Origin of the sequence: Bacteroides sp. Marseille-P3684, from assembly GCF_900291465.1 — a bacterium.
Classification (GTDB): domain Bacteria; phylum Bacteroidota; class Bacteroidia; order Bacteroidales; family Bacteroidaceae; genus Phocaeicola_A.
In genome coordinates, this window is the sequence record NZ_LT985808.1 from 1559134 (window position 1) to 1585934 (window position 26801).

Sequence of the window (26801 nt, forward strand, 5' to 3'; positions counted from 1 at the left end):
GATGCGCCTCGGAAGGAGGACGGGGCTTCGTTTCACCGGTGTCATTTGTGTCCGGACTTGTGACCGGTTGGGGTTAAGTCCAGCTTTCCAGCAAGGTGACGTGACCTTCGGGCCGTATGTCCACCCAGCGTGTACAGGCAGGGACGAGTACGGTCTCGCCTTGGCTGATGGGCAGCGAATGGCCTCCGTAGCTGTGCAGGGTGGCTGCTCCGGCCGTGCAGACATAGATGATGAAGGTGTCCAGGTCGGAATAGTCGCAACACATCGGCTCGGTCAGGTCGTAGAGCGAGGTGGTAAACTGGGGCGATGTCACCAGTTCCACCGGTTCGTTGGCGTGCGGCGTGTAGTGGGAACGGTAGTCGGCGAGTACGCGGTAGTCGATGGCATCCTTTGCCAGCTCGGTGTGCAGTTCGCGCAGGTTCCCGTTGTCATCGCGGCGGTTGAAGTCATAGATACGGTAGGTGATGTCGCTCGTCTGTTGAATCTCGGCGAGGAACGTCCCGGCACCGATGCTGTGTACCCGTCCGGCAGGGATGTGGAAGACATCTCCGGCATGCAGGTCGTGGAAACAGAGCACCTCTTCGATGGTGCCTTCCCGGACGCGGCGTTCGTATTCGTCGGCATCAATGGTCTGTGACAGTCCGGCACAGAGGCGTGCACCGGGTTCGGCGGCAATGACATACCACATTTCGTTCTTTCCGGGACAGCCGTGGCGTTCGTGTGCCAGGCGGTCATCGGGATGTACTTGGATGGAAAGGTCTAGGCGGGCATCGATGAATTTCACCAGAAGTGGGAAGAGATTGCCGTGTCGGGCAAGGTTGTCGGCGCCGACAAGGTCGGCTCCCAGGTGACCGATGAGGTCGGGCAGCAGGGTGCCTTTCCATTCGCCATTGGCCACGACAGACTCATGCCCGGGGACTCCGGACAGTTCCCAGCTTTCGCCCACATGGGGCAGGGTGTTGTGCAGGTGTTTGTACGTCCTGATTTTGTCACCGCCCCAAAGGGTCTGCTTCAGCAGAGGTTCGAATTTAAATAAATACATTACGAAAACAATCTTGATGGACATCGGCTGGTGTGCTTCCGTGACTGGCTCTTCAGCCGGGCGGGACACGGCGGATGTGCATCCTTCTTACTTACGGTTAGTTTGTGAGTTGCAAAGGTAGCCATAGATTTGATAGGGCTCTATAAAAAATGGGAATTATTTGTAGGAAGGCGGGAGGATTTAGCTTTTCTTTCCACAAGACGGGAATACGCGGAAGGGTTTGGAGGAGGAATGGCATGTCAGTTCGACTCCGGATGAGCGGGCGAGATTTAAAAAATGGGAAGGATTTCTTGCGATTTTGGCAGAATATGTATTCCTTTGACTCGTTTTAGCGGACGGATGATGCCGGCAGGCGTGCGGCCACTGTTCATTCCGGCATTCCGCCCATTCATTAGGACTGAATACATAGTAAATAGATGAAAAAAGTAGCATTAATTTCAGGAATCACCGGTCAGGACGGTTCGTTCTTGGCCGAGTATCTGTTGGAGAAAGGGTATGAGGTGCATGGCATTCTGCGCCGTTCCTCATCGTTTAACACCGGACGCATCGAGCATCTGTACTTGGACGAGTGGGTGCGCGACATGAAGAAAAGCCGGCTCGTGAACTTGCATTGGGGCGACATGACGGATTCCAGTTCGCTCATCCGCATCATTGCGCAGGTGAAACCCGATGAAATTTATAACCTGGCTGCACAGAGTCATGTGAAAGTCAGCTTTGACGTACCTGAATATACGGCAGAGGCGGATGCACTCGGGACGTTGCGTCTGCTGGAGGCAGTGCGCATCTGCGGACTGGAGAAGACCTGCCGCATCTACCAGGCATCCACTTCCGAGCTTTTCGGTAAGGTGCAGGAAATTCCCCAGCGCGAGACGACTCCTTTCTATCCGCGTTCTCCCTATGGAGTGGCCAAGCAGTATGGTTTCTGGATAACGAAGAACTACCGCGAGAGCTATGGCATGTATTGCGTGAACGGCATCCTGTTCAACCACGAGAGTGAACGTCGCGGCGAGAACTTCGTCACACGTAAGATTACCTTGGCGGCAGCCCGCATCGCCCAGGGACATCAGGACAAACTCTATCTGGGTAACCTCGACGCACGCCGCGACTGGGGCTATGCCAAGGACTATGTGGAGTGCATGTGGTTGATTCTCCAGCACGAGACTCCCGAGGACTTTGTCATTGCAACCGGTGAGATGCACACCGTGCGTGAGTTCTGTACCCTGGCATTCCACGAGGTCGGCATCGACTTGCGTTGGGAAGGCGAAGGGGTGGACGAGAAGGGCATCGACACGGCTACCGGACGGGTGCTGGTGGAGGTCGACCCGAAGTATTTCCGTCCCTGCGAAGTCGAGCAGCTGTTGGGTGACCCGACCAAGGCAAAGACACTCCTGGGCTGGAATCCGCAAAAGACGTCCTTTGCCGAACTGGTGCGTATCATGGTTGCCCATGACATGCGTTTCGTAAAGAAGCTGCACCTGAAGGCGAACCTGTGATTTGGATAATTGGAAATCGTAAAAATGGATAAGAACACAAAGATATACGTGGCAGGACATCGCGGACTGGTGGGTTCTGCCATCTGGAACAACCTGAAGCAAAAAGGGTATACCCGGCTGGTGGGGCGCACTCATGCCGAGCTAGATTTGCTTGACGTGGCTGCTGTGCGCCGTTTCTTTGATGAAGAACAGCCGGAAGCCGTCATCCTGGCTGCCGCTCATGTGGGAGGTATCTGGGCAAACCTGCATCAGCGTGCCGACTTTATCTGGCAGAACCTGCAGATTCAGCAGAATGTCATCGGTGAGAGCTATCGTCACGGGGTGAAGAAGCTGGTCTTCCTGGGCAGCACTTGCATCTATCCGCGGGAGGCTCCGCAACCGATCAAGGAGGAAGCCCTGCTCACCTCACCGCTGGAGTACACCAACGAGCCGTATGCCATCGCCAAGATTGCCGGACTGAAGATGTGCGAGAGCTTTAACTTGCAATACGGGACCAACTACATCGCCGTGATGCCTACCAACCTCTACGGTCCGAACGACAACTTCCATCTGGAAAACAGCCATGTGCTGCCTGCCATGGTACGGAAGATTCACCTGGCGCATTGCCTGTCGGAAGGCAACTGGGAGGCTGTACGGCACGACCTGAATCTCCGTCCGGTGGAGGGTGTCGACGGTTCTGCTGCCGACGCAGAGATACTCGAAGTGCTGGCACACTATGGCATAGCTCCCGGCGTGGTGACGCTGTGGGGAACGGGGACGCCGCTGCGTGAGTTCCTGTGGAGCGAAGAGATGGCAGATGCCACGGTCTTCGTGATGGAGCATGTCGATTTTGCAGATACGTATGCACCCGGTTCACAAGAGGTGCGCAACTGCCACATCAACATTGGTACAGGCAAGGAGATTACCATCCGCCGGTTGGCTGAGCTGATTGCCGGTACGGTGGGCTTCAAGGGTGAAATCCGTTGGGATGCGTCGAAGCCGGACGGTACCCTGCGCAAGCTGACCGACGTGAGCAAGCTGCATGCCCTCGGCTGGCACCACACCATCGAGATTGAGGAAGGTGTCCGCCGTATGTACGACTGGTATCTGGGACGATAAGTACGAGCTGACTAATAAAGAAAGGGGACAAGCTGATGAGGTCTGGAGTGATTCGCCTCGTCTGCTTGTCCCCTTTGTTTCCTATTTCAGGTGTACGGTGGCTTCCCGTTGTTCACGGTCGATGACCACTTTCGCCTTCTTGGCATAGATGATGGAGCGTAACGAGTGCTCGTAGGTGAAGTAGTTCCACATCCAGTTGAGCAGCACGTTCATCTTGTTGCGCACGCCCAGGATGGAACGCAGATGCACGACCAGCCAGAGCACCCAGGCGAACCATCCCTGGAACTTCATCGCTCCCAGCTCCACCACGGCTTTGTTTCGTCCGACGGTCGCCATGGTGCCCAGATTCCGGTAGGCGAACGGTTGCATTGGTTCACCTTTAGCCAGCCGTTTCAGGTTGCGTGCCAACAGACGTCCTTGCTGGATGGCGACTTGTGCCAGCTGCGGATGTCCGTTGGGATAGCGGGTGTCGGCTGTCATGAGTGCCTGGTCGCCGATGCAGAACACGTCGTCCATGCCTTCCACCCGGTTGAACGCGTCAACCTTGATTCGTCTTCCTCTGCCGAGACAGTCGGCAGGCATGTTCTCCACGATGTTTGCCTGGATTCCGCTGACCCAGATGAACGTACGGCTCGGGATGGACTCTCCGCCTTCGAGGCACACGCGGTAGTCCTTGTAGTCCAGCACGCGGGTGTTCACCCTCACCTCCACACCCATCTGTTCCAAGAACTTCCGGGCTTTCTCCGATGACACCGACGACATGGCTGCCAGCAGACGGCTGCCTGCTTCAATCAGGATGACGCGCACCTCGCTCATGTCCATCTCCGGATAATCCTTCGGGAAGATGTAACGCTTCATTTCCGCCAGTGCACCGGCAATCTCCACACCGGTGGCACCGCCTCCCACAATCACGATGGTGCGCAGTTCCCGACGTTCTTCAGCCGTTGCGCAGGTGATGCTCCGTTCGAAGTTGCCCAACAAGGCATTGCGCAGGCCCATGGCCTCGGAGAGTGTCTTCATTGGGATGGCTTCCCGTTCCACGGCCTGGTTGCCGAAGAAGTTGGATGTAGCGCCGGCTGCCAGCACTAGGTAGTCATATTCCACCTTGCCGATGGAAGTCTGCAACAGCTTCTTTTCGGGCCAGATGACCCTTGCTTCCGCCAGGCGGAAGTAGATATCCTTGTTTCGTTTGAAAAGCTTACGGAAGGGGAACGCGATGGAGCTGGGTTCCAGTCCCGATGCCGCCACCTGGTAAATCAGGGGAGGGAACTGGTGGTAGTTGTTGCGGTCAATCAGGATTACCTGGAACCCGGAGTTATGCAACTCATTGGCAAGCTTCAGACCGCCGAAGCCGCCACCTACAATGACCACACGTTTGCGGTCGGTTCGTTCAATGTTTAAACTCATAGTCGGTTGGTTATGATTGCGCAGCGAAGTTACGGCAAAAACGACGGAATATCCGCTGAATTTCGACAGATTTAACAGTCCCTTCAGACAGACTGGTGTATCCCTTGTTGCGCTCTGGTCCGTCCATGGGATAGTATACCGTCGAGGAGGGAGTTCAAGGGGCAAATGGAAGAAAATGAAGGGACGGGTTGTTTTTCAGGGCATCGGATGCAGGTCGGTTGCAGTAAATACGTATATTTGTTGCTCCCTTAACTTATAACCTTCTTTAATCTTGATCGATGCGGGACAAATCAAACGATAGACATACTTTCGAACAAGAGTTTGAGGCCTTGTTCAGGAAGAATTACGACAGACTCTACTACACGGCGTGCGATTGGGTCGAAGATGCCGAAGTGGCGCGTGATGTGGTGAGTGATGTATTCGGCGAATTGTGGGTGCACTATGAACGGTTGCGCAATGAGAACTTGGACGCTTACCTGTTTCGGAGTGTACGGAATCGTTGTATGAACCACCTGCGCCATAAGGTCATAGAAGGTAAGTATCAGGATTATTTTCTGGCTATGAAAGTGGAAGCCATGGATGAGGATGAGGCTGAGAGGGAAGCACGGCTGCGGGAGATTGACCGGGTTATGGACAGCTTTACCAGTCAGACCCGTTTCATCTTTGAACAGTGCTACTTCGAAGGTCGGAAATACAAGGAGGTGGGCGATGAACTGAACATCAGTGTCAGCGCGGTTCACAAGCACATGAACAAAGCTTTTGCAATGTTAAGAGCTGTTTTTAATAAGAAAAAGACAGACTGACCGGGTGTCTCTTCCGGTGAATGGGGTGTTTTATAGATAAATCTGATTAGTATGGATACAGACGATAAAAAGGAACAGGCAGGCAGACTGACAATACAGCCTGTCGGAAACGGCTCAGATGAGGCGGAGCGTCAGTTGACAGAGGAGGATGCCCGTAGCGTGGTGTGGGCTCGCATGGCTCACGACAGGCATACGCGTCCCCGTCCGGATGCTGAGGCTGCCTGGCAACAGTTCCGGAGCGAGAGACAGCCGGTTCGTCCGAAAGTCGGGAAACGCACGTGGCAGATATGGGTGGCTGCGCTGGCTGGAGCGGCGGCAATGTGGATGGGTATGATGGTCTATGATGCCTGGGTAGAACCTCGCTTGCAGGCTGTGCATGAGGTGATTGCCATGCAGCATGAGCAGACGCCCCAACAAGTGGTCTTGCACGATGCAGACGGAGTGGTGGACCTGACGGGACACGACTCGCTGTCGTACCGACTGGCGTCGTCAGTCGATGTAGAGCAGCCGAAGGAAGAAGCCGGAGCAGCAGGATGGCTTCGGGTGCAACCTGTGACCTTGCAGAAGTTGTCCACTCCCCGGGGAATGGACTTTAAGGTGATTCTTCCCGATGGTTCGGAGGTATGGCTGAATGCCGAGAGTACCATCGAATTCCCGTCAGCATTCACGGAGAAGGAGCGTCGGGTAGTCTTGCACGGAGAGGCCTTCTTCAAGGTGGCACACGATAAACGTGCGCCGTTCTATGTGGAGACGGACCGCCTGAAGGTGCGTGTGCTGGGTACGGAATTCAACTTCCGGAATTACCGGGACGAGGAGGCACATGTGTCGCTGGTCAAAGGTAGTGTGGAAGTGATGCAGCCCGGAACGGATGAGGCTGTGGCGCGTCTGCAACCCGGACAGGAGGCTTGCTGGAACGAAGCCGGTCAGGTGGTCGATGTGCATGCGGTTGACACGTTTGCAGTGACTCAGTGGGTGCAAGGCTTCTTCTATTTTGATGATGCGCCTCTCAAGACCATCTTGCGTGAGGTCGGACGCTGGTACAACCTGGGTGTCGTGTTCCGCAATGCGTCATACCTGGATTACCGGGTACACTTCAGCGCTTCGCGCAACGAGGAGGTGGAGCAGCTGGTCGACTATCTGAACCGCTTGCGCAAATTCAAGGTCCGGAAGGAGGGAGTGAACCTGGTGGTCGAGTGACGGCTCTCTTATCAGTCAGATACAACAAGACACCCGCACAGGAGGTTTGCCGGAAGGTTTGCCCGATGTGTGGGTGTCTTGTTTATATAGAGCTTCAGAACTGTTGCTTATTTCAGAAGTGTGGGAAGGAGGGTCATCAGACTGTCGCCCCGCAGGTCACGGGCTACAATCTTGCCGTCCTTGATAAGTACGGTGGCAGGGATGGCACTGACTCCGTAGAGCCGGGCGCCTTCACAGTCCCAACCTTTCAGGTCAGACATTTGCGGCCAGGACAGTTTGAGTTGGTCAATGGCTTTCTTCCAAGCCTCGGCATTGTCGTCCAATGAGACTCCTACGATTTCAAAGCCTTGGTTGTGGAACTTCTCATAGGCTGTTTTTACGTGAGGCATCTCTGCCCGGCACGGTCCGCACCAGCTTGCCCAGAAGTCAATCATGGTTACTTTGTGTGCCTTTACGACATCGGCAAGAGAGAGCTTCTCTCCATTGGAAGTCTGTAGGGTGAAGTCGGTGAATGGCTGTCCGATGGCGGTGCGTTGCATCCGTTCATATTGTTCCTTGATACCTTGCAGCTCCGCCGTCATGTACATGGGTGGAACTTGACCGATGAGGTTCACGAATGTGGTATCCGGGAAGCGGTCGCCGAACATTTGCAGCGTATAGGCACCGGCTACTGTCTGAATCTCCTTCCGTGCGAAGTCGATGCGTAGCTTTTCAATCCTGGCGGACAGGTCCCGGTCCTGCTGTTCCAGTTCGGCACGTTTGTCAGGTGTCAGTGTCGAGTCTTGCAAGGCATGGTAGATGTCCATGGATTGTCCGCAGAGCTGTTCGTCTTCGTTGTGGAAGGCTGCCCACCGTTCATTGGCAGGAGACCCCTTGATGTCATATTGGTAGGTGCCCGGAGTAAGATGGACGCTGAGTCGGGCATTTTCCAACACGAGTTCCACGGACGTGCCTTCTCCCTTTATCGGACGATAGGACAGGTAGCGCATGGCAGCCGTATCCTGTTTTCCTTCCAGTACGAACTTCCCTTCCTCGACGAATGTGGTTTGCTGAACTTGTGGTTGCATGCCATCAAAGTAAATCAGTTCTACGGTGTCGCCGTCGGCGGCATTGTCTACGGTGCCTTCAAGGATGTATCCTTTGGACGATTGGCACCCTGTCCAGGTCAGCAGTCCGATGCAGGCTGCTGCGCCTAATAACTTTTTATTTCTCATAAGTTTATGTGATAAGAGTCTGTTCTGAGTTTAGTGGATGTACTCGCTGAGCAGGCGTTCGATGTCCTGCGGGTTGGAGGCTGCCTGTACCACCTTTCCGTCGGGGGCGATGAAGAGCAGGTAGGGCACGCCGTTCCCGACCTGATACTTGTGGAAGAAGTCATCGAATCCCTGTTTGGTGAGGCGGTACTGTTGCCAGGGCATGTGCTTTTTGGCAACTGCATTGCGCCATGCTGCCTCTTTTTCGTCACAGGAGACGGCGAGGACGGTCAATCCCCGGTCGGCATACTGTCGCTCCACAGCCTGTAGCTCGGGCATGGCAGCCAGACACATGCCGCACCATGATGCCCAGAAATCCACGATGACCCATTTCCCCTTGGGGAGAATGTCTTTCAGAGTCGTCGTCTTGCCTTGCAGGTCGGTCAGGTCCAGATTGACCAATGTTGCACCCCGGGTGGTATGCCGGGCATATTGCAGCTTTTCGTTGAACTCTCTCATCCGTTCTGGTGCTTCCGGAACACGGATGTGTGCAGCCAGGTAATCCACCTGTTCCGTAGTGAGCTTATATCCCCGTTCCAGCAGTTGGTTGGCCAGGTAGACGGCGATTAGCGAGGTCGGGTTCGTACGGATGAACTCCCATTGTGCCTGTTCTTCTTCCTCCGGACGGTAGTTAGCCAGCAAGCGCTGGTACGCTGTGAAGTCGGCTTGTGGCTTTCCGCCCACGATGTCAAACGTGAAGTCGTAGTTCTTCTCACCGGCATACGGATAGCGTTCCGCTCGGACCTGCTGTTCCGGGGCAGTCAGGAAGAAGGAGGTGTAGCTCCACTGGATGGAGTCGTTGCTCCATCCTCGTCGCTCTATCTGTTTCAGGTTGTTGGTGATGAGCGTGCACAGCTGGGGACGGTTGATGGTACCCGTCAGGCGGAAATGTCCGTCCTTTGCCGTGGTTGTGGCAAGAGTCTTGCTGGGCATTGTCTCTCCAGTAAGAATGGATACTTCCACCCCGTCGGGCAGATTTGTGATGTTGCCCTCTACCACGAATGTCTTTTCTTGAGCCTGAAGGACGGAGAGACTCAGCAGTCCGCCCAGCAAGCCTGCATGGATTCTTTTGTTCATGATTGTCTTTATTGTGCGTCGCGCACGAAACGGACGCTCAGGTAGTAATTCTGGATATTGATACTTTCTCGGTAAACTTGTGGACGGTTGTACATGATTTTGCGGTAGAAGTAGTATTCGCCCGCCTTGCTGGCATCCTTCGTCTGACTCCAGAAATAGCCGAAGCTGCCCATATGGCGGTAGTTCGCGCCATCTCCGTTGGCATCGAAATAGGTGTTGTAGTAGCCGCCCATGAGGAGGTTGAGTCCACTGCCGGCCTCATCCTGTTGCATGACGAGTCCGGCTGCGCCTCTCCAACCGTATTGCTGGAGTTCATCGGAGGAGGAGTTCAGGGCTGCCTCCAGGCGGTTCCAGTCTTCATCCGTCGGGAGGCGCCATCCTTTCGGAACAGCTTCTTTAGCTCCTTCGAAGGTGTACAGGTAACCGTACTTGGGGAGGTTGGCTTCCGAGTAGGTTACCGAGCTTCCGTGAGTCTCCGGATAGATGAAGCAGGAGCCTTCCCCGGTATCATAGTGTGCATTCTCTACGGTCCAATCGAGTCCGTTGAAGCGTACCCAGTGATATTCATACTGGTCCCGAGGGTCCACGAAAGTACCGGAAGTCTCAGGCTTTACATTCGGCAGGTATTCTTCCTTGTCGTCCTGACAGGCTGCAAGCAGAACGGTCAGGCAGAGACAACTGATTTGTAGTAGTTTCATAATCGGTCGATAAATTATTCAGGGATGTATCCCAATTGATAAATGAGTGCGTTGATAATCTCGAACTTTTGCAGGACCAAAGGATAGTCGGCATACTGCCGGTGCACATCTTCGGGGGTAGAACTCAGGCAGAGCTGGACGTAAGAAGTCACGTCTTGTACCTGCTTGGGATAAATCCCGTTGGCTTCGGCATTGCTCCAGATGCTGATTCCACGTACGAGGAAACCGTGTTGCAAAAGGGTCTCCATATTGTCCTCGTCGGTTTCGTAGTCGAAGTAATTTCCGTAGAGCCCGTTGCCCGGTTCATAGAACGGAGCCATGGGCTTGTCGACGCCCGAGAGGATGTTGCCCACGACGGTTGTCATGATTTCCCGGGACAGGGACAGCTTGTCTTCGTCCGTGGCGGTTGAGATGTCTCCCACGGCAATGGCGGTCGCTCTTTCTCCGGCAAAGGTCTTCAGGTCGGTCAGGGTGTCCCAGAAATCCTCGGTCAGTGTCTTCAGGACAAACCAGGAGTAGGGACGTAGCCGGGTGCTGAGGTGGGGAAGTACATAGGCTTGCAGGAACTTGACTGCATCCTGCTTTTCACGGTCGGTGCTCAGGAACACGAAGTGATACTTCTTGGAGGAACGCACACCGCCGATGACATAGTCCAGGTCAAGCTTTTCGAGGAGGTATTGCGTCTCTCCGTAGCGGTCGACGCCCAACGGTTCGTAGCGCAGGGTGTCGTTGAAGAGCAGGTAGCTCCCCTCCTTGGCAAAGAACTGCCTGCGGAGTTCGGCTTCGGCGCTGGTGTCTTGCTCATCGGGCATAAAGTAGGAGCTGCGGGGGTCGGTCTCTCCGGAGAGAACGTCGTCATCGCTGCAGGAGGCCAGTGCTCCCAAGGTCAGCAGACCGGCCAGGTAGAAGGTATATGGTTTCATACGGATGGTCTTCTAGGGTTAATGGATAGGGATGAGTGTGTAGTCACGACGGGGATGTTCGTTGTTCTGCATGCCGGTGTTGAACTCCAGCACCTCGTTGGGGATAGGCAGGGTGTAGGCGGGATCATTCGCCTTCAGCACATAGCGTCGCCGTTCTGTCATGGTGGTGGAGTTGCGGCTCTCGAACAGTGTGTATTCATGCACGATTTCTTTCGATTGGGGATGCACGGCGCACACGGCATAGCGGCGTAAGTCGAACCAGCGATGCCCCTCCAGTGCCAGTTCCCGGCGGCGTTCGTCGCGGATGGCTTCAATCAGCTTGTTGCCACTCTCTGTCAGCTGGTAGTCGCAGCCTGTCTTGTAACGGTTCATGCGCAACCGGTTGATGATGTCCCGGGCGATGCCGTCGTGTCCCAGGTAAGCTTCTGCTTCCGCCTTGTTCAGATAAGCTTCGGCGGTGCGGAACAGGAAGCGGTCGGACACTTCTGCCAAGGCTCCCTTTGAAGCCCAGTTGTAGCCGTAATAGTAGTATTCCTGACTTGTCGTTTCAACGGTTGCCTTGTAGGGCATTTTCGGTTTGATGTCACCCACGAAGTCTTCATACGTCCACCACCACTGCGTCTTGCGCAGGTCTTCGTCGGCATACGTTTGGTAGAGGTCTTGCGACACGCGGAAGCTCTTCCAGCTGTTGCACATGGTGCAGGTCACGTCCGAGCCGCCCATGGAGAAGAGGACTTCCGGATTGTCTTTACGCAGGAAGGCTTCTTCGGTTGTATTCAGGTTCTCCAGCTGGGTGTGGGGCGCCCGGAGGACTTTGTCGGCGTAGCGGCTGGCATCTTCCCACCGTTGCATGTAGAGGTAGACACGGCTCAGCAACAGGTTGACCGCCGTGCTGTCTGCCCGGTAGATGGTCTTGCGGGGTTCCGACTGGCTCAGGCTGCTTTCAGCCACCTGCAGGTCGGCAAGTATCTGGTCGTAGACTTCCTGCACGGTATTGCGGCGGAAGCGTTGGTCCTTCACTTCAGGGAATATCTTGATGGGGACTCCCAAGTCCGTTCGGGCGGAAGAGGGTTGGTATGGCTTGGCGTAGAGGTTGACGAGCCAGAAGTAGTACAAGGCACGCAGGAAGTGTGCTTCGCCGTTGACGCGGAGAGCGCCGGCTTTCTCCTGTGCGGTTGCCTGGGGAATCTTGGGTACTTCGTTGATGATGTTATTGGCTACGTTGATAAGGCGGTAGGTCTCTTTCCACGTACCATTCTCCTGCTTGAAGCCGGAATCGTCTTCCGTCGCACCCACACGGTCCTGCCAGGTGAAGTAGCCGAAGATGGATTCATGGTCGTCGAACGTCTGTGTGAAGGTGCCGTTCTGCTCTTCGATTTCGTCACAGATATATGGCAGGAAGTAGCCGATGTCGGGCGACGAGGCGAGGGGTTGGGACGCTTTGGTCCGGAGGTAGCAGTCGCCGATGAGCAGCTCGTCCAGGTCTGCATGGGAAGAAATGTAATATTTGTCTTGCGACTGTTCCTCCAGGAAGTCGGAGCAGTCGGAGAACGTGCCACAGCTCAGGAGAGCCAGGAGGCAACAGATATAGTGTTTCATAAGGTCAGTCATTAGAAGTTAGAAGTTGATGTTGAGTCCCAGCGTGTAGGTCGGGGTGTCGGTGAGCTGCACTTCGCTGAAACCGCCCTGGGTCGGTGTCTGTCCTTTCAGTCGGCTGTCGCAGAAGGTGTAGAGGTTGGTAGCCTCCAGTGTCAGGGCGACGCGCTGCATCTTCCAGGCATCAAGGATACGTTTGGGCAGTTCGTAGGTCAGCGAGAGGCTTTGCACTTTCAGGTAGTTGCCGCTTGCCACACGGGCATTGGAGTAGTCATACATGTCCCAGAGCACTTCATGGAACCGGGCGCCGGAATACAGCGAGCTCCAGTGACGCCAGTAGTCGTAGTAGCCGTTGGATGCCTTGCCCATGACGGCGGGAATCTGCGTGTACGCTTCGTCGCCGGGTTTCTGCCAGGCGGACAGCAGGACGCGGTTCATGTTCTTTTCCGACGAGTAGCCGTTGACATAGTTGTCGAACACACGGAACAGGCGAGTCTTGGCACCCATGCTGTAATACAGCCCGATGTTCAGCCTCCAGGCTTTGTAGGTGAAGGTGTTGTTGATGCTGCCGGTGACCGTCGGCTCGCGTGGACCGGAGGGTTCCAGGATGGTCGTATAGGTCTCATAGGGCGACATGGTTTCCAGCTCGCTGATGCGCTCTTCTCCGTCATCGAACAACGGACCTCCGTTCAGGGGATTCAGTCCCAGAAAGCGGTAAGACCAGAAGGTTCCGATGGCATACCCCTTGACGACAGCTTCTCCGGAGAGGAACGAATCCAGCGTATAGGCTTGGGAGCCCGGAGCCGTCAGCATCTCATTGGTCACGTGGGAGAGGGAGCCCGACAGCACCCAGTTGAATGACGGGGTACGGACGGGGACGAAGGTCGCGTTGAAGTTGTAGCCGCGGTTCACCATCGTGCCGGAGTTGATGACGTAGGAGTCAAAGCCGTTGACATCGGAAATCACCTTGTTCATGAAAGCGTCGTCCGTACGCTTGTGGTAATACTCGAATTGCAGCTGTACGCGGTTCCGGAAGAAGGAGCCTTCGAGCGAGAGGTTGACTGTGCGCGTCTTTTCCCACCGCAGGTCGGGGTTGGCAAAGGTGGAGATGGTCGAGGTCAGTTCGTTGTAATAGGAGTTCATGGAACCTTTCTTCAGGATGGGTTCGGGGCTTTGCCCGTTGAGCATGTTTCCCTGTTCACCGTAGGAAGCTTTGAAAGTGAGTCCGTCTATCTGGTCCCACACTTTCTTCAGGGGGAAGACTTCGCTCAGGTCGACCATGCCGGACACGGACCATACCGGGAGCAGCTTCTCGTTGCTCCGGCTGCCGAACTGGTTGGAGCCGTCGTACCGTGCATTGGCGTTCAGGGTAAAATAGTTGCGGAAACTGTAGGATGCAGTCGCATAGGCAGCCACCAGGTTCGTCCGGGTATCGGTGAGGGTCGGATGGTTCGCGAGCAGCCAGGCGTTGTACTCGGTATAGTCCGTCGTGAGGTCCTCCACGAAGCTGCGTCCACGGTCGGGATAGTAACCCCGTTCCGTACGGGAGTAGGAGTTGTAGTGGGAGGACTGTGCCTCAGCTCCCAGGGCGATGTTCAGGTAGTGTTGTCCCTCGTCGCCGAGTGCCTTGCTGATGTTGCCTTGCAGACGGGCGGTGTAACTCTTGTTGGAGGTGGATTGTGTGCTCAGCTCGCCGCCGTAGGGCAGTTCGCTCCGGTCTTTGGGCGGCACTTCTCCATACTCACACTTGCGTAAGGCTGCCACGTGGAACGAGCGTTCGCCCCAGTAGCCTTCCAGACCGGCGCGTGTGGTCGTTCCGGACAGGATGGCGTTGATGAATGCCCAGTCGGTCATGTCGTAGCGCAGGTTCAGTGTGGTGGTCAGTCCGTTGGTGCTCTGGCTCTGTCCGCTGTTGGCCAGCTCGTTCAGGATGTTGAAGTTCAGGTAGCTGGTGTCGCTTGCAGGCTTCTTGTAGAAGGCGTACGAGCCATCCTCGTTGTATGCCGGGATGGCGCGGCTGGTGTTGTAGGCATAATCGATGGGGTTGAGGCTCGTCTGGGGATACTTCTTGTCGTTCTGGTATCCGCTCAGGCTGAACTCTGCCTGAAACTTGGGGCTGAGCACCATGTTCAGCTTGATGTTGCCCGTATAGCGTCGGTTGGTCGTTCCCTTCACGACATCATCCTCGTCGGTATATCCCACCGAGCCGTAGTAGCGGATGTTGTTGGAGCCGCCGGAGATGCTCACGTTGTGGTTCTGTGAGAAGGAGTTGTGTGTCAGGATGTCAAACCAGTCGGTGTTCATCGTCTGCAGGCGTGCCACCTCAGCTTGGAACTCCTCTTCCGTGTAGTTCCTGTTGTAGAGTTTCTTCAGGGCTGCCTCATAGCCGACGAGAGGCATGTTCGACGGATAGTCGTAGTGGATGTCGACGAGGTGTTGCGAGAACCCGATGCGCTCCCTGGAGTCCATCAGGTCGATGTGTGGGTCGCTGTAGTAGGGGCGACGGCGGAAGGTCGCCTGTCCGCTGTAGGACACTGTCGGCTTTCCTACCCGTCCTTTCTTGGTTGTGATGACGATGACGCCGTTGGCGGCTTTCGTTCCATAGAGTGCCGTGGCAGCGGCATCCTTCAGCACGTCGAGGCGTTCGATGTCCTGCGGGTTGATGCCCGAGATGGCATTACCGATACGGTTCACATAGTCCGGGTCGTTGAGTACGTCGGGCGAGAGTTCCACCGGGTCTGTCACGATGATGCCGTCGACCACCCACAGCGGTTCCCGATTTCCGATGATGGTCGACGTGCCCCGGATGCGCAGCCGGGGAGTGGCATTGATGTCGCTGCTGTTGGTGCTGACAATCATGTCCGGAATCTTCCCTTCCAGCATTTGCGACAGGTTGCTGGTACCGAGCACCCGTATGTCGTCCATCTTGACGGAAGTCACCGCGCTGGTCAGGTGGCGGCGGTCCAGCTGTTGGTATCCGGTGACGACCACTTCGTCCATCAGTTGGGAGTCATCCTCCAGGACCAGTTTCACCTCTTCGCCCCGGCGCACCTTGCGCGTCACGGTCTTTTTGCCGATGAACGTCGCTTCCAGGATGGCTTGTCCTGTGGAAAGCGGCAGGGTGAAGTGCCCGTCGAGGTCGGTGACAACCCCGTCCTTGCTACCCTGTCTGCGGATGGCAACTCCCACCATGGGCGTACCCGTCTCATCGACGACCGTACCGCTCACGGCGTTCTCCTGTCCCGCCTTGGGCGGTTGCTTCCGGTATACCTGGATAAACCGTCCCTCCACACCGAATTTCAGCTCTGTCCCTTGCAGGGCTGCCTGCAGCGCTTCGCTCATGGTGACTTTGTTCAGCGTAAGGCTGGTCCGGTAGTCTGCCACATCCTCATACGTGAATTGCAGACGGTAGAAGTCCGACAGGCGTTCCAGCTGACGGAGGGCATCAGCCAGGTTTTCGTCTTTACAAGAATAGGTGATGGGATTCCCCTGGTCGAGAGACTGTCCGTAGGCTGCTGCCTGGAACAGGATGAGGCAGACCCACGTCAGCAGACGGACGTGTAGCCGTTTCCTCCTCTTTCTAAAAATTAATTGCATATCGGTAGCGTTTAAAGATTAAAAATTCTCGGATATTTACTCATAAAACACTCCGTACGGGCAAATGGATACCCTCTCCCCGAATCTTTTTTTGCGGAAGGACAGCCTGTCGCTTGCCTTTGTCAAAAAGCAACCATTTTCCTCCTTCCGCTTGACAGATTTTGTTCAATCGTCCTTTTCTGCTAACGCGTACTTTTCAAAAATCCGATAAGCTGGAGACGAAACGTGAATGATTGCAAACGAAACGCACGGAAAAAGCCTTTGATTTTAGAAAACTATACATTTCATTTCCGGAATATGGACAAAACGTGCCCGGAACAATATTGTTTCGCGCGCCAAACAATATAGTTTGAGGCGTCAAACAATATAGTTTCACCTGCCAAACTCTATTGTTTCGTGCCCGGAAGTCAAATCTTTGGAAAATGAAACGCAAAAACACCGGGTTTCACTCTCCAGAAGGAGTGCCGTGTCAACAAATTGGAAGGTAATAAAATGTGTTGGATTGGGAGCAGGGGATGTTCGCGTGGAAGCCGGATGCCCTCTGAATGCCCTATCAGGATAGCTTTTCCGGTGAATCGGTAGCAAGGTGTATTTTGCGAATCACCCGAGAAGGGCCTCGGAATCCACCCAATCGTATTTTGGTGCGAGCAGGCTCTCTGTGGAGCGATTCGTTTGACATTTTGTCAGAAGGGAAGGGAATGTTGGTGAAAAAACAATACGTTCTGACAGAATTAAAGAAAATGCGATAAAAAAGTAACATATTATTTTTGATATATCAAATAAACCGTTACTTTTGCATCCGTAAAACAAAAAAAAGTATGATACAGAACAGTCTGCATATTCTAGGTCTGAACATTTCCATTATTCTACTGGCGAAGGTCGGCGGAAGTGGGTGTTGCGCTTAGAATCGTGTATGACGATGAAGATACATGAAAGCCTTTCTCACTTCCGGGTGCGAAAGGCTTTTTGATTTTGTGAGCTGTGCGAAACTTAAAAAAACAAATACACTATGAGTGACAGACTTTTTATTTTCGATACCACCCTTCGCGATGGTGAACAGGTGCCCGGCTGTCAGTTGAACACCGTGGAAAAGATTCAGGTGGCTCGCCAGTTGGAAGCACTGGGAGTGGATATCATCGAGGCAGGATTCCCCATCTCCAGTCCCGGTGACTTCAATTCAGTGGTGGAAATATCCAAGGCAGTGACCTGGCCCACCATCTGTGCACTGACGCGTGCGGTGGAGAAGGACATCGACGTGGCTGCCGAGGCGCTGAAGTACGCCAAGCGCAAACGTATCCACACCGGCATCGGCACGTCCGACTCACACATCCGTTACAAGTTCAACTCCAACCGGGAAGAAATCATCGAGCGTGCGGTGGCTGCCGTGAAGTATGCACGTCGTTTTGTCGACGATGTGGAGTTCTATGCCGAGGATGCCGGACGGACGGAGAACGAATACCTCGCCCGGGTGGTGGAGGCGGTCATCAAGGCAGGTGCTACGGTGGTCAACATCCCCGACACGACGGGTTACTGTCTGCCGGGCGAGTATGGTGAAAAGATCAAGTACCTCATGGAGCATGTCGACGGCATCGACCGCGCCATCCTCTCCACCCACTGTCACAACGACCTCGGCATGGCGACTGCCAACACCATCAGCGGTGTGCTTAACGGGGCACGTCAGGTGGAGGTGACCATCAACGGTATCGGCGAGCGTGCCGGAAACACTTCGCTCGAGGAGATTGCCATGATTGTGAAGTGCCACAAGGACATCGACATCGAGACCAACATCAACACCCAGAAGATATACCCCACGAGCCGCATGGTCTCCAGCCTGATGAACATGCCCGTGCAGCCCAACAAGGCGATTGTCGGACGCAACGCCTTCGCACACTCGTCGGGCATCCACCAGGACGGTGTGCTGAAGAACGTGCAGACCTACGAGATTATCGACCCCAAGGATGTGGGCATCGACGACAATGCCATCGTGCTCACCGCCCGCAGCGGACGTGCTGCCTTGAAACACCGTCTGCAGGTGATGGGCGTGGAGCTGGCACCAGAGAAGCTCGACAAAGTGTATGACGCCTTCCTGAAGCTGGCGGACAAGAAGAAGGAAATCAACGACGACGATGTGCTCATGCTGGCAGGGGCTGACCGTTCGGAGAACCACCGCATCAAGTTGGAATACCTTCAGGTGACCAGTGGTGTGGGGGTACGCTCCGTGGCAAGCCTCGGGGTAAACATCTCCGGAGAGAAGTTTGAAGCTGCCGCTACGGGCAACGGTCCGGTAGATGCCGCTATCCGTGCACTGAAGAAAATCATCGATCGCCAGATGGTGCTGAAGGAGTTCACCATCCAGGCTATCAGCAAGGGCAGCGACGATGTGGGCAAGGTGCACATGCAGGTGGAGTATGACGGACACGTCTACTACGGCTTCGGTGCGAACACCGACATCGTGGCGGCTTCGGTAGAGGCTTACATCGACTGTATCAACAAGTTCAAACACTAGGATTTTCAAGAACCGGACGCACTGCCTGTGCGTCCCCCTACAAACATACCTCAATGAATACATTATTCGACAAAATCTGGGACGCACACGTGGTGCAGCAAGTTGCCGACGGTCCCACACAGTTATACATCGACCGCTTGTACTGTCACGAGGTGACCAGTCCGCAGGCCTTTGCCGGGTTGCGGGCACGCGGTCTGAAACCTTTCCGTCCCGAACGTATCTATTGCATGCCCGACCATAACACGCCGACGCACGACCAGGACAAGCCCATCGAGGACCCCGTGTCGCGCACCCAGGTGGACACGCTGGCAAAGAATGCCGCAGAATTCGGGCTGACACACTTCGGCATGATGAATCCCAGGAACGGCATCATCCACGTCGTCGGTCCGGAACGCGGACTGACCCTGCCCGGCATGACCATCGTCTGTGGAGACTCCCACACCTCGACGCACGGAGCCATGGGAGCCGTGGCATTCGGCATCGGGACGAGTGAGGTCGAGATGGTGCTCGCCTCGCAGTGCATCCTTCAGACGCGTCCCAAGACCATGCGCATCACCGTCGACGGACGTCTGGGACGGGGTGTCACGGCAAAGGACCTGGCACTCTACATGATGTCCCGGATGACCACCAGTGGAGCCACCGGCTACTTTGTGGAGTATGCCGGCGAGGCGGTGCGCAGCCTGACGATGGAGGGACGCCTCACGTTGTGCAACCTCTCCATCGAGATGGGAGCACGGGGCGGCATGGTCGCTCCCGACGAGACGACGTTCGCCTACATCCGCGGACGTGAATATGCACCGAAGGGTGCCGACTGGGACAAGGCGCTGGCCTACTGGCGGACGCTGAAGAGCGATGAGGATGCCGTGTTTGACAAGGAGGTGCGCTTTGATGCGGCGGACATCGAGCCGATGATTACCTACGGGACCAACCCCGGCATGGGTATGGGCATCACCGGCCACATCCCCACGACCGACACGATGAGCGAGGTGGAGAAGGCTTCGTTCGAGAAGTCGATGCACTACATGGGCTTCCAACCCGGCGAACAGCTGTTGGGCAAGCCGGTCGACTACGTCTTCCTGGGAGCCTGCACCAACGGACGCATCGAGGACTTCCGTGCGTTCGCCTCATTGGTGAAGGGACGGCACAAGGCGGCACACATCACGGCGTGGCTGGTGCCCGGTTCGTGGATGGTGGCTGAGCAGATACGCGAGGAAGGACTTGACCGGGTGCTCGAGGAGGCAGGTTTTGCCATCCGTCAGCCGGGCTGTTCCGCCTGTCTCGCCATGAACGACGACAAGATTCCGGCAGGGAAATATGCCGTGTCGACCAGCAACCGTAACTTCGAGGGACGGCAGGGTCCCGGTTCGCGGACGTTGCTTGCCAGTCCGCTGGTAGCAGCCGCAGCCGCAGTGACCGGCGTCATCACCGACCCGCGCGAACTGCTTTAGCCCAAGTCCCCAATCGGTCATTTAAAAGTATACAACAATGAAACAGAAATTCAATATCATCACCAGCACGTGCGTGCCCCTTCCGTTGGAGAATGTCGATACCGACCAGATTATCCCCGCACGTTTCCTCAAAGCCACGACGCGCGAAGGGTTCGGCGACAATCTCTTCCGCGACTGGCGTTACCGTGCCGACGGCACTCCCAACCCCGACTTTGTGTTGAACGACCCGACCTACGGCGGACAAATCCTCGTGGCAGGCAAGAACTTCGGTTCCGGTTCCAGCCGCGAGCATGCAGCCTGGGCCATTGCCGACTATGGCTTCCGCGTGGTCGTTTCGAGTTTCTTTGCCGACATCCACAAGAACAACGAGCTGAACAATTTCGTCCTCCCCGTGGTCGTGAGCGAACCCTTCCTGAAGGAGCTGTTCGACAGCATCTATGCCGACCCGAAGACGGAAGTCGTGGTCGATCTTCCCGCGCAGACCATCACCAACCGGGCAACGGGCAAGAGCGAACCGTTTGAAATCAATGCCTACAAGAAGCATTGTCTGATGAACGGCTTGGACGACATCGACTTCCTGGTGGAGAGCCGGGACAAGATTGAAGCGTGGGAGAAGAAACAGTAAACCGACATACATGGAAAATCATCCTCAAATAGAAATCATGGACACGACGCTGCGCGACGGCGAACAGACCAGCGGCGTATCGTTCATGCCCCATGAGAAACTGATGATTGCGCGGCTGTTGCTTGAGGAGGTAAAGGTGGACCGCATCGAGGTGGCTTCCGCCCGGGTGTCTGACGGCGAGATGAAAGCCGTGCATGGCATTTGCGAGTGGGCGGCACGCCACGGCATGCTCGACCGGGTGGAGGTGCTGGGCTTTGTCGACGGTGGGACGTCGTTGCGTTGGATTCGTCAGGCAGGCGGAAAGGTCATCAACCTGCTCACCAAGGGGTCGCTCAAGCATTGCCGCGGGCAGTTGGGCAAGACGCCTGAAGAGCACATTGCCGACATCCGTGCCGTGGTCCGTATGGCGGACGAGATGGGCATCGCCGTCAACATCTACCTGGAGGACTGGAGCAACGGCATGAAGGATTCGCCCGACTATGTGTTCCAACTGATGGACGGACTGACCGGGACCAGCATCCGCCGCTACATGCTGCCCGACACGTTGGGCATTCTCAACCCCTTGCAGGTCATCGAGTATTTCCGCAAGATGAAGAAGCGTTACCCCGACCTGCACTTCGACTTCCACGCGCACAATGACTACGACCTGGCGGTGAGCAATGTGCTGGCTGCCGTCCTGAGCGGTGCCAAGGGACTCCACACGACCATCAACGGACTGGGCGAGCGGGCAGGCAATGCGCCACTTGCCAGCGTGCAGGCGATTCTGAAGGACCATTTCAGTGCCGTCACGAACATCCATGAAGAGAAGCTCAACGATGTGAGCCGGGTGGTGGAGTCGTACTCCGGCATCTCCATCCCGCCCAACCAGCCCATCGTCGGCGAGAACGTCTTCACGCAGGTGGCAGGAGTGCATGCCGACGGCGACAACAAGAACAACCTCTACTGCAACGACCTTCTGCCCGAGCGTTTCGGACGCAAGCGCGAATATGCCCTGGGCAAGACCAGCGGCAAGGCGAACATCCGCAAGAACCTCGAAGACCTGGGACTGGAGCTGGACGAAGAGTCGATGCGCAAGGTGACGGAACGCATCATCGAGCTGGGCGACAAGAAGGAGCTGGTCACACAGGAGGACCTGCCCTACATCGTGAGCGATGTGCTGAAGCACGGCGTGAAGGGCGACCGCGTGAAGCTGAAGAGCTACATCGTCAACCTCGCCTACGGGCTGAAGCCGATGGCGACCATCAAGATGGAAATCGACGGACGCGAATACGAAGAGAGCTCCAGCGGAGACGGACAGTATGACGCCTTTGTGCGTGCCTTGCGCAAGATATATAAGGTAACGCTGGGACGCACCTTCCCCATGTTGACCAACTATGCCGTCAGCATCCCGCCCGGTGGACGGACCGATGCCTTTGTGCAGACAGTCATCACCTGGAGCTACAACGGCAAGGTGTTCCGTACCCGTGGCTTTGATGCCGACCAGACGGAGGCTGCCATCAAGGCGACGGTCAAGATGCTGAACCTGATTGAAGGGGACCAGGGAATGAGTTGAACTGAAATAATACGTATTTTTGCAATCCAAAACACTCACAAACTTACAACAGTATGGAATTTAAAATAGCAGTATTGGCCGGCGACGGCATTGGCCCTGAGATATCCGTGCAGGGTGTGAACGTGATGACAGCCGTGTGCGAGAAGTTCGGGCACAGCGTGAACTATGAATATGCACTCTGCGGAGCCGATGCCATCGACAAGGTGGGCGACCCCTTCCCCGAGGCGACCTACGAGGCGTGCCGGCGTGCCGATGCCGTGCTCTTCTCTGCTGTCGGACACCCGAAGTTCGACAATGACCCCACGGCAAAGGTTCGTCCGGAACAGGGGCTGCTGGCAATGCGTAAGAAGCTGGGGCTTTTCGCCAACATCCGTCCCGTGCAGACGTTCAAGTGCCTGCTCCATAAATCGCCCTTGCGCAAGGAGCTGGTCGAGGGGGCCGACTTCATCTGCATCCGCGAGCTCACCGGAGGCATGTACTTCGGTGAGAAGTATCAGGACAATGACAAAGCCTACGATACGAACTACTACACCCGTCCCGAGATTGAACGCATCCTGAAAGTCGGCTTTGAGTATGCCATGAAGCGCCGCCGCCACCTCACTGTGGTCGACAAGGCGAACGTGCTGGCATCCTCCCGTCTGTGGCGTCAGATAGCCCAGGAGATGGCACCCGCCTATCCTGAAGTGACCACGGACTACATGTATGTCGACAACGCCGCCATGCGCATGATTCAGGAACCGACCTTCTTTGACGTGATGGTGACGGAGAACACCTTCGGCGACATCCTGACCGATGAAGGCTCCGTCATCAGCGGTTCGATGGGATTGCTGCCGTCGGCATCGACCGGAGAGAGCACACCGGTCTTTGAACCCATCCACGGTTCGTGGCCGCAGGCAGCCGGACTGAACATTGCCAATCCGGTGGCACAAATCCTTTCGGTGGCGATGCTCTTTGAGTATTTTGACCGGAAGGAAGAAGGCGCGCTCATCCGCCGTGCCGTCGATGCTTCCCTGGATGCCAACGTGCGCACACCCGAAATCCAGGTGGAAGGTGGAGCCCGATACGGCACGAAGGAAGTGGGCGAGTGGATTATCGACTACATCCGCCGCGAGGCATAGAACCCGCAGGAGATTGGACGGACGGAGGGACTTGTCCCTCTTCCAACACAGGGACAGACCTGGAACAAGCCGGCCTTAGACAGACCAAAGTATTATACTTAGCCTGCCTAAGTATTATACTTAGGGTGCCAAAGTATTATACTTAGGTCTGTCTAAGTGGCGGTTTAACCGGGTCTGTCCCTTACTTTGATGCGATGGATGTACGCCAAGGACGCGATGGAAAGAAAAAACGTGCCTCAAAATGCTTTGAGATGTCATATTTTTTTGTTCCTTTACAGCCGCAAAAATAAAACATGAAGCAACCATGAAACGATTATTCAGCTATTTGATGGGAGGATGCCTGCTCGCAGCCTGTGCAGCTCCCCAACACGATGAAATCAGTGGTGAACTGACCGACTTGGATGCCGACAGCATCATCGTCTATTCCTACCCGTTCGGTTCACGCAGCCAGGACGATGTAAAGATGGATACGATTGCCGCTCCGCAAGGCAAGTTCGTCGTCAATGTGGGCGACAGCGTGGTGAAGGGTGTCACCATCCGTCCGTGGAAGACCCCGGTGCCCGATGCCGATGGCAAGATTCGTCCGGTAATGATGAAGGGTGTCAACTTTATTCTTGTTCCGGGTGCTCCCCTGACGCTGACCGGAACGCTGGATAACTATACATTGGGCGGTTCCCCCGTCTATGAAGCTTACAATACCCTGCTGACTCAGCTGAAGCCTTATGAAGCCAAGATTGACTCCGTGAGCAAGCTGTGCAGGGATATGGGCAAGCAGGGTGTAGGACGCGACTCCATTATGCAGGCTTATGCTCCGGTGGAAGGATGGCAGGACGAGATGGAGCAAATCCATGTGGACTTCGTGAAGCAACATGCCGACCAGGATGCAGCGCTGTTGGCGTTGCTCAACGTACGTTCGGCAAAGAGCATCCATGAACTGCTGGGCGCAATCGCCGAACCGGTACGTACGGGTGTCTTGTCGTCCCTCTATGACGTCATGAAGACGAACAATGACAAGGCGATGGCACGCGAGGCTGCCAAAGAGAAAATCAAGGAGGGCGCCGAAGCTCCCGACTTCACCCTGAAGGATATCAACGGCAAGGACTTTACGCTCTCTTCGTTGCGCGGCAACAAGTATGTCGTGCTCGACTTCTGGGGAAGCTGGTGCGGATGGTGCATCAAGGGCATGCCCGACATGAAGAAGTACTATGAGAAGTATAAGAACAAGCTGGAGATTGTCGGCATCGACTGCAATGACACCGAAGACTCCTGGAAGGCTGCCGTCGAGACCCATGCACTCCCGTGGATTCACGTACGCAATGCCGGCGACCCGGACATCAGCGTGATGTATGCCATCGAAGGCTATCCCACCAAGATTGTGCTCGACAAGGAAGGCAAGATTGCCAAAGTCGTTGTCGGCGAAGATCCCGAGTTCTATAAGTACCTGGACAGCCTGTTGAAGTAAGCTGTCCGTAGCCCGGAACGGGAAAAGAAGGCGACGCAGGGTGAACATGACCGCTCATCCTGCGTCGTCTGTGTATATACGGGTCACGAAAGTTGCATCTTCTCCCGCAGTTGCCTACTTTTGTCCCGTCAAACCCGAATCGGTCATTAGACTTTGAGTAGATTGTTCGCATCTGGAGAGAACTTTGAGCGGTCTGATGACCGATTCGGGGTTAACCTTATGATTATTCTCTACTGAATTGTTAACCACAACTGGAGCTTGCGACAGTTGCATAAAACTATCGAAAACATGAAACCGACAATCCCTTTCCGTACGCCGATGCGTGCGCTGCGGGCGATGGTAGTCGCCGCCTGTCTGTGGGCAGGAGCCTGCCTCCCGTTGCCTGCACAGACCCGGGCTGTCATCCCGACTGCCGACCAGGTGGGCGCAGACTGTATGCCCGACACCCTGGCACCCATCCGTGCCCCGTTTGAGATGCCCCAACTCACACGCCCCGTCTTTCCGGACCATACGCGGACGCTGACCGCACAGGAACTGCAACAGCACCGGCTGGCATCCGTTGCCATCCAACAGGCCATCGACGAGACCAGCCGACGGGGAGGAGGGACGGTCATCGTGCCGTCCGGTGTGTGGAACGTGGGACGCATCGAACTGAAAAGCCGCGTCAACCTGCATCTGTCTGAAGGAGCCGAGCTGCACTTCAGCGGACGGGTGGAAGATTATCTGCCCGTGGTCTTCACCCGTAGTGCGGGCGTCGAGGGAATGTCGCTCGGCAGCTTCGTTTATGCCTGCGGACAGGAGAACATCGCCTTGACCGGAAAGGGACGGCTCATCGGTCCCGAGCGCGACTGCCCCATCCTGAAACAGAACATCGGCTATGGCGACTTTGACCGCTACATTGCCTATGACAAGCCTGCCACCGAACGCATCTATGACGGGCATGACGGCACGGCGGTCTTCCTGCCGACCTTCATCGGACCAGTCAACTGCCGCAATGTCCTCATCGAAGGCGTGAGCCTCGAACGTTCGGTGTTCTGGAACATCGTGCCTACCTACTGCGACGGGGTCATCATCCGTGGCGTGACGGTGAACTCCGCCGGCATCCCTACGGGCGACGGCATGGACATCGAGTCGTGCCGCAACGTGCTGATCGAGTACAACACGATTTCAGCCGGCGACGACTGTTTCACGCTGAAGGCAGGACGGGGAATAGACGGTCTGCGGGTGAACCGTCCGAGTGAGAACATCGTCTTGCGCTACAACCTCGCGCTGACCGGTCACGGCGGCATCACCTGTGGCAGCGAGACTGCCGGAGTGATACGCAACGTGTATGCCCACGACTGTGTGTTCCAGGGCACGGACGTCGGTCTGCGCTTCAAGACACGACGTCCGCGGGGCGGAGGAGGCGAACAGCTCTACTATGAGCGCATCCGCATGAACCTGCATGCCACTGCCATCCACTTTGACATGCTGGGCTCCAGTCAGTACGTCGGTTCACTGGCAGGACGTGCGTGGGTCGAGCCGGACCGTTTCACGCCGTTCTACCGTCAGGTCCGCATCAGCGATGTCGTGGTGGAGGACGCGACCCACTTCCTCAAGGTCAGCGGCATCCCCGAATCGCCGGCAACGGACGTACGCATCTCGCGTGCCACCTCGAACTCCGGACAGCTCATCCGCATTCACGACATGGACGGGCTGGTGCTGGAAGATGCCGAACTGACTTCGCCTGACAATACCGTGGAGATATCCGACGGACGCAACCTCCGCTTCGAACGTGTGTCGTTCAAGGTGGACGGCGGACGGGTGTACCGGCAGATTGACGGCAAGCTCTCGTCACACATCGACTTCGTGGACTGTACACCCGAGGTGGAGGTCAAGCCGTGAGGCAGGGCAGCGTCGGCGCAGC

At 55.9% G+C, this 26801-nt stretch carries 19 protein-coding genes; 11 read left to right on the plus strand and 8 right to left on the minus strand.

The genetic code is table 11. The annotated features are described in order from the left end of the window. Positions 1 to 73: 73 nt before the first annotated feature. Complete coding sequence (locus C8275_RS06000; protein WP_106625745.1) at positions 74 to 1042, minus strand: type I phosphomannose isomerase catalytic subunit; 969 nt, start codon at positions 1040 to 1042, stop codon at positions 74 to 76. 416 nt (positions 1043 to 1458) lie between these two features. On the opposite strand from C8275_RS06000, the gene gmd reads away from it, so the two are divergent. Together gmd and C8275_RS06010 are read left to right on the plus strand one after the other, a co-directional pair. Further along, positions 1459 to 2535 (plus strand): GDP-mannose 4,6-dehydratase, encoded by a 1077-nt coding sequence (gene gmd / locus C8275_RS06005; RefSeq protein ID WP_106484478.1) that lies wholly within the window; start codon positions 1459 to 1461, stop codon positions 2533 to 2535. A gap of 24 nt (positions 2536 to 2559) precedes the next feature. Next, the gene (locus tag C8275_RS06010) at positions 2560 to 3633 is read left to right on the plus strand and encodes a GDP-L-fucose synthase (RefSeq protein ID WP_106484479.1); all 1074 of its coding nucleotides are present in this window, start codon (positions 2560 to 2562) and stop codon (positions 3631 to 3633) included. An 81-nt stretch (positions 3634 to 3714) separates the two neighbouring features. Here C8275_RS06010 and C8275_RS06015 read toward each other — a convergent pair whose 3' ends face one another. Then, complete coding sequence (locus C8275_RS06015) at positions 3715 to 5040, minus strand: NAD(P)/FAD-dependent oxidoreductase (protein ID WP_106484480.1); 1326 nt, start codon at positions 5038 to 5040, stop codon at positions 3715 to 3717. A gap of 329 nt (positions 5041 to 5369) precedes the next feature. Between C8275_RS06015 and C8275_RS06020 the strand changes: the two genes are divergently transcribed. Both C8275_RS06020 and C8275_RS06025 read left to right on the plus strand, forming a co-directional pair. Continuing rightward, complete coding sequence (locus C8275_RS06020; protein WP_157948193.1) at positions 5370 to 5843, plus strand: RNA polymerase sigma-70 factor; 474 nt, start codon at positions 5370 to 5372, stop codon at positions 5841 to 5843. Between the two features lie 51 nt (positions 5844 to 5894). Beyond that, on the plus strand, positions 5895 to 7040 hold the full coding sequence (locus C8275_RS06025) for a FecR family protein (RefSeq protein WP_106484482.1): 1146 nt from the start codon (positions 5895 to 5897) through the stop codon (positions 7038 to 7040). 107 nt (positions 7041 to 7147) lie between these two features. On the opposite strand, the gene C8275_RS06030 is transcribed toward C8275_RS06025, so the two are convergent. From C8275_RS06030 to C8275_RS06055, 6 genes are read right to left on the minus strand one after another with little or no spacing between them, the layout of a single operon-like run. Further along, positions 7148 to 8254 carry a TlpA disulfide reductase family protein gene (locus C8275_RS06030; RefSeq protein ID WP_106484483.1) on the minus strand — a complete coding sequence of 369 codons (1107 nt, stop codon included), beginning with the start codon at positions 8252 to 8254 and terminating at the stop codon, positions 7148 to 7150. 30 nt (positions 8255 to 8284) lie between these two features. Beyond that, positions 8285 to 9370, minus strand: coding sequence for a TlpA disulfide reductase family protein (locus tag C8275_RS06035; protein WP_106484484.1), 1086 nt, complete (start codon positions 9368 to 9370; stop codon positions 8285 to 8287). 8 nt (positions 9371 to 9378) lie between these two features. Beyond that, positions 9379 to 10068 (minus strand): fibrobacter succinogenes major paralogous domain-containing protein, encoded by a 690-nt coding sequence (locus tag C8275_RS06040; RefSeq protein ID WP_106484485.1) that lies wholly within the window; start codon positions 10066 to 10068, stop codon positions 9379 to 9381. Positions 10069 to 10082: 14 nt separating this feature from the next. Continuing rightward, positions 10083 to 10991 carry a hypothetical protein gene (locus C8275_RS06045; protein ID WP_106484486.1) on the minus strand — a complete coding sequence of 303 codons (909 nt, stop codon included), beginning with the start codon at positions 10989 to 10991 and terminating at the stop codon, positions 10083 to 10085. An 18-nt stretch (positions 10992 to 11009) separates the two neighbouring features. Beyond that, entirely contained in the window at positions 11010 to 12590 is a 1581-nt protein-coding gene (locus C8275_RS06050; protein ID WP_106484487.1) for a RagB/SusD family nutrient uptake outer membrane protein, read from the minus strand. A gap of 18 nt (positions 12591 to 12608) precedes the next feature. Further along, on the minus strand, positions 12609 to 16184 hold the full coding sequence (locus C8275_RS06055; protein WP_234395714.1) for a SusC/RagA family TonB-linked outer membrane protein: 3576 nt from the start codon (positions 16182 to 16184) through the stop codon (positions 12609 to 12611). 1009 nt (positions 16185 to 17193) lie between these two features. On the opposite strand from C8275_RS06055, the gene C8275_RS06060 reads away from it, so the two are divergent. The 7 genes from C8275_RS06060 (at position 17194) to C8275_RS06090 (ending at position 26779) form a co-directional block, all read left to right on the plus strand. Next, positions 17194 to 18690 carry a 2-isopropylmalate synthase gene (locus C8275_RS06060; protein ID WP_022385118.1) on the plus strand — a complete coding sequence of 499 codons (1497 nt, stop codon included), beginning with the start codon at positions 17194 to 17196 and terminating at the stop codon, positions 18688 to 18690. A gap of 53 nt (positions 18691 to 18743) precedes the next feature. Further along, positions 18744 to 20138 carry a 3-isopropylmalate dehydratase large subunit gene (gene leuC / locus C8275_RS06065; protein WP_106484488.1) on the plus strand — a complete coding sequence of 465 codons (1395 nt, stop codon included), beginning with the start codon at positions 18744 to 18746 and terminating at the stop codon, positions 20136 to 20138. 37 nt (positions 20139 to 20175) lie between these two features. Beyond that, positions 20176 to 20763, plus strand: coding sequence for a 3-isopropylmalate dehydratase small subunit (gene leuD, locus C8275_RS06070; protein ID WP_106484489.1), 588 nt, complete (start codon positions 20176 to 20178; stop codon positions 20761 to 20763). 10 nt (positions 20764 to 20773) lie between these two features. Further along, on the plus strand, positions 20774 to 22315 hold the full coding sequence (locus C8275_RS06075) for an alpha-isopropylmalate synthase regulatory domain-containing protein (RefSeq protein ID WP_199881873.1): 1542 nt from the start codon (positions 20774 to 20776) through the stop codon (positions 22313 to 22315). 53 nt (positions 22316 to 22368) lie between these two features. Then, positions 22369 to 23433, plus strand: coding sequence for a 3-isopropylmalate dehydrogenase (gene leuB, locus C8275_RS06080; protein WP_022385122.1), 1065 nt, complete (start codon positions 22369 to 22371; stop codon positions 23431 to 23433). 304 nt (positions 23434 to 23737) lie between these two features. Further along, positions 23738 to 24895 carry a peroxiredoxin gene (locus C8275_RS06085; protein ID WP_234395715.1) on the plus strand — a complete coding sequence of 386 codons (1158 nt, stop codon included), beginning with the start codon at positions 23738 to 23740 and terminating at the stop codon, positions 24893 to 24895. A gap of 288 nt (positions 24896 to 25183) precedes the next feature. Further along, positions 25184 to 26779 (plus strand): glycoside hydrolase family 28 protein, encoded by a 1596-nt coding sequence (locus C8275_RS06090; protein WP_199881875.1) that lies wholly within the window; start codon positions 25184 to 25186, stop codon positions 26777 to 26779. Positions 26780 to 26801 lie beyond the last annotated feature (22 nt).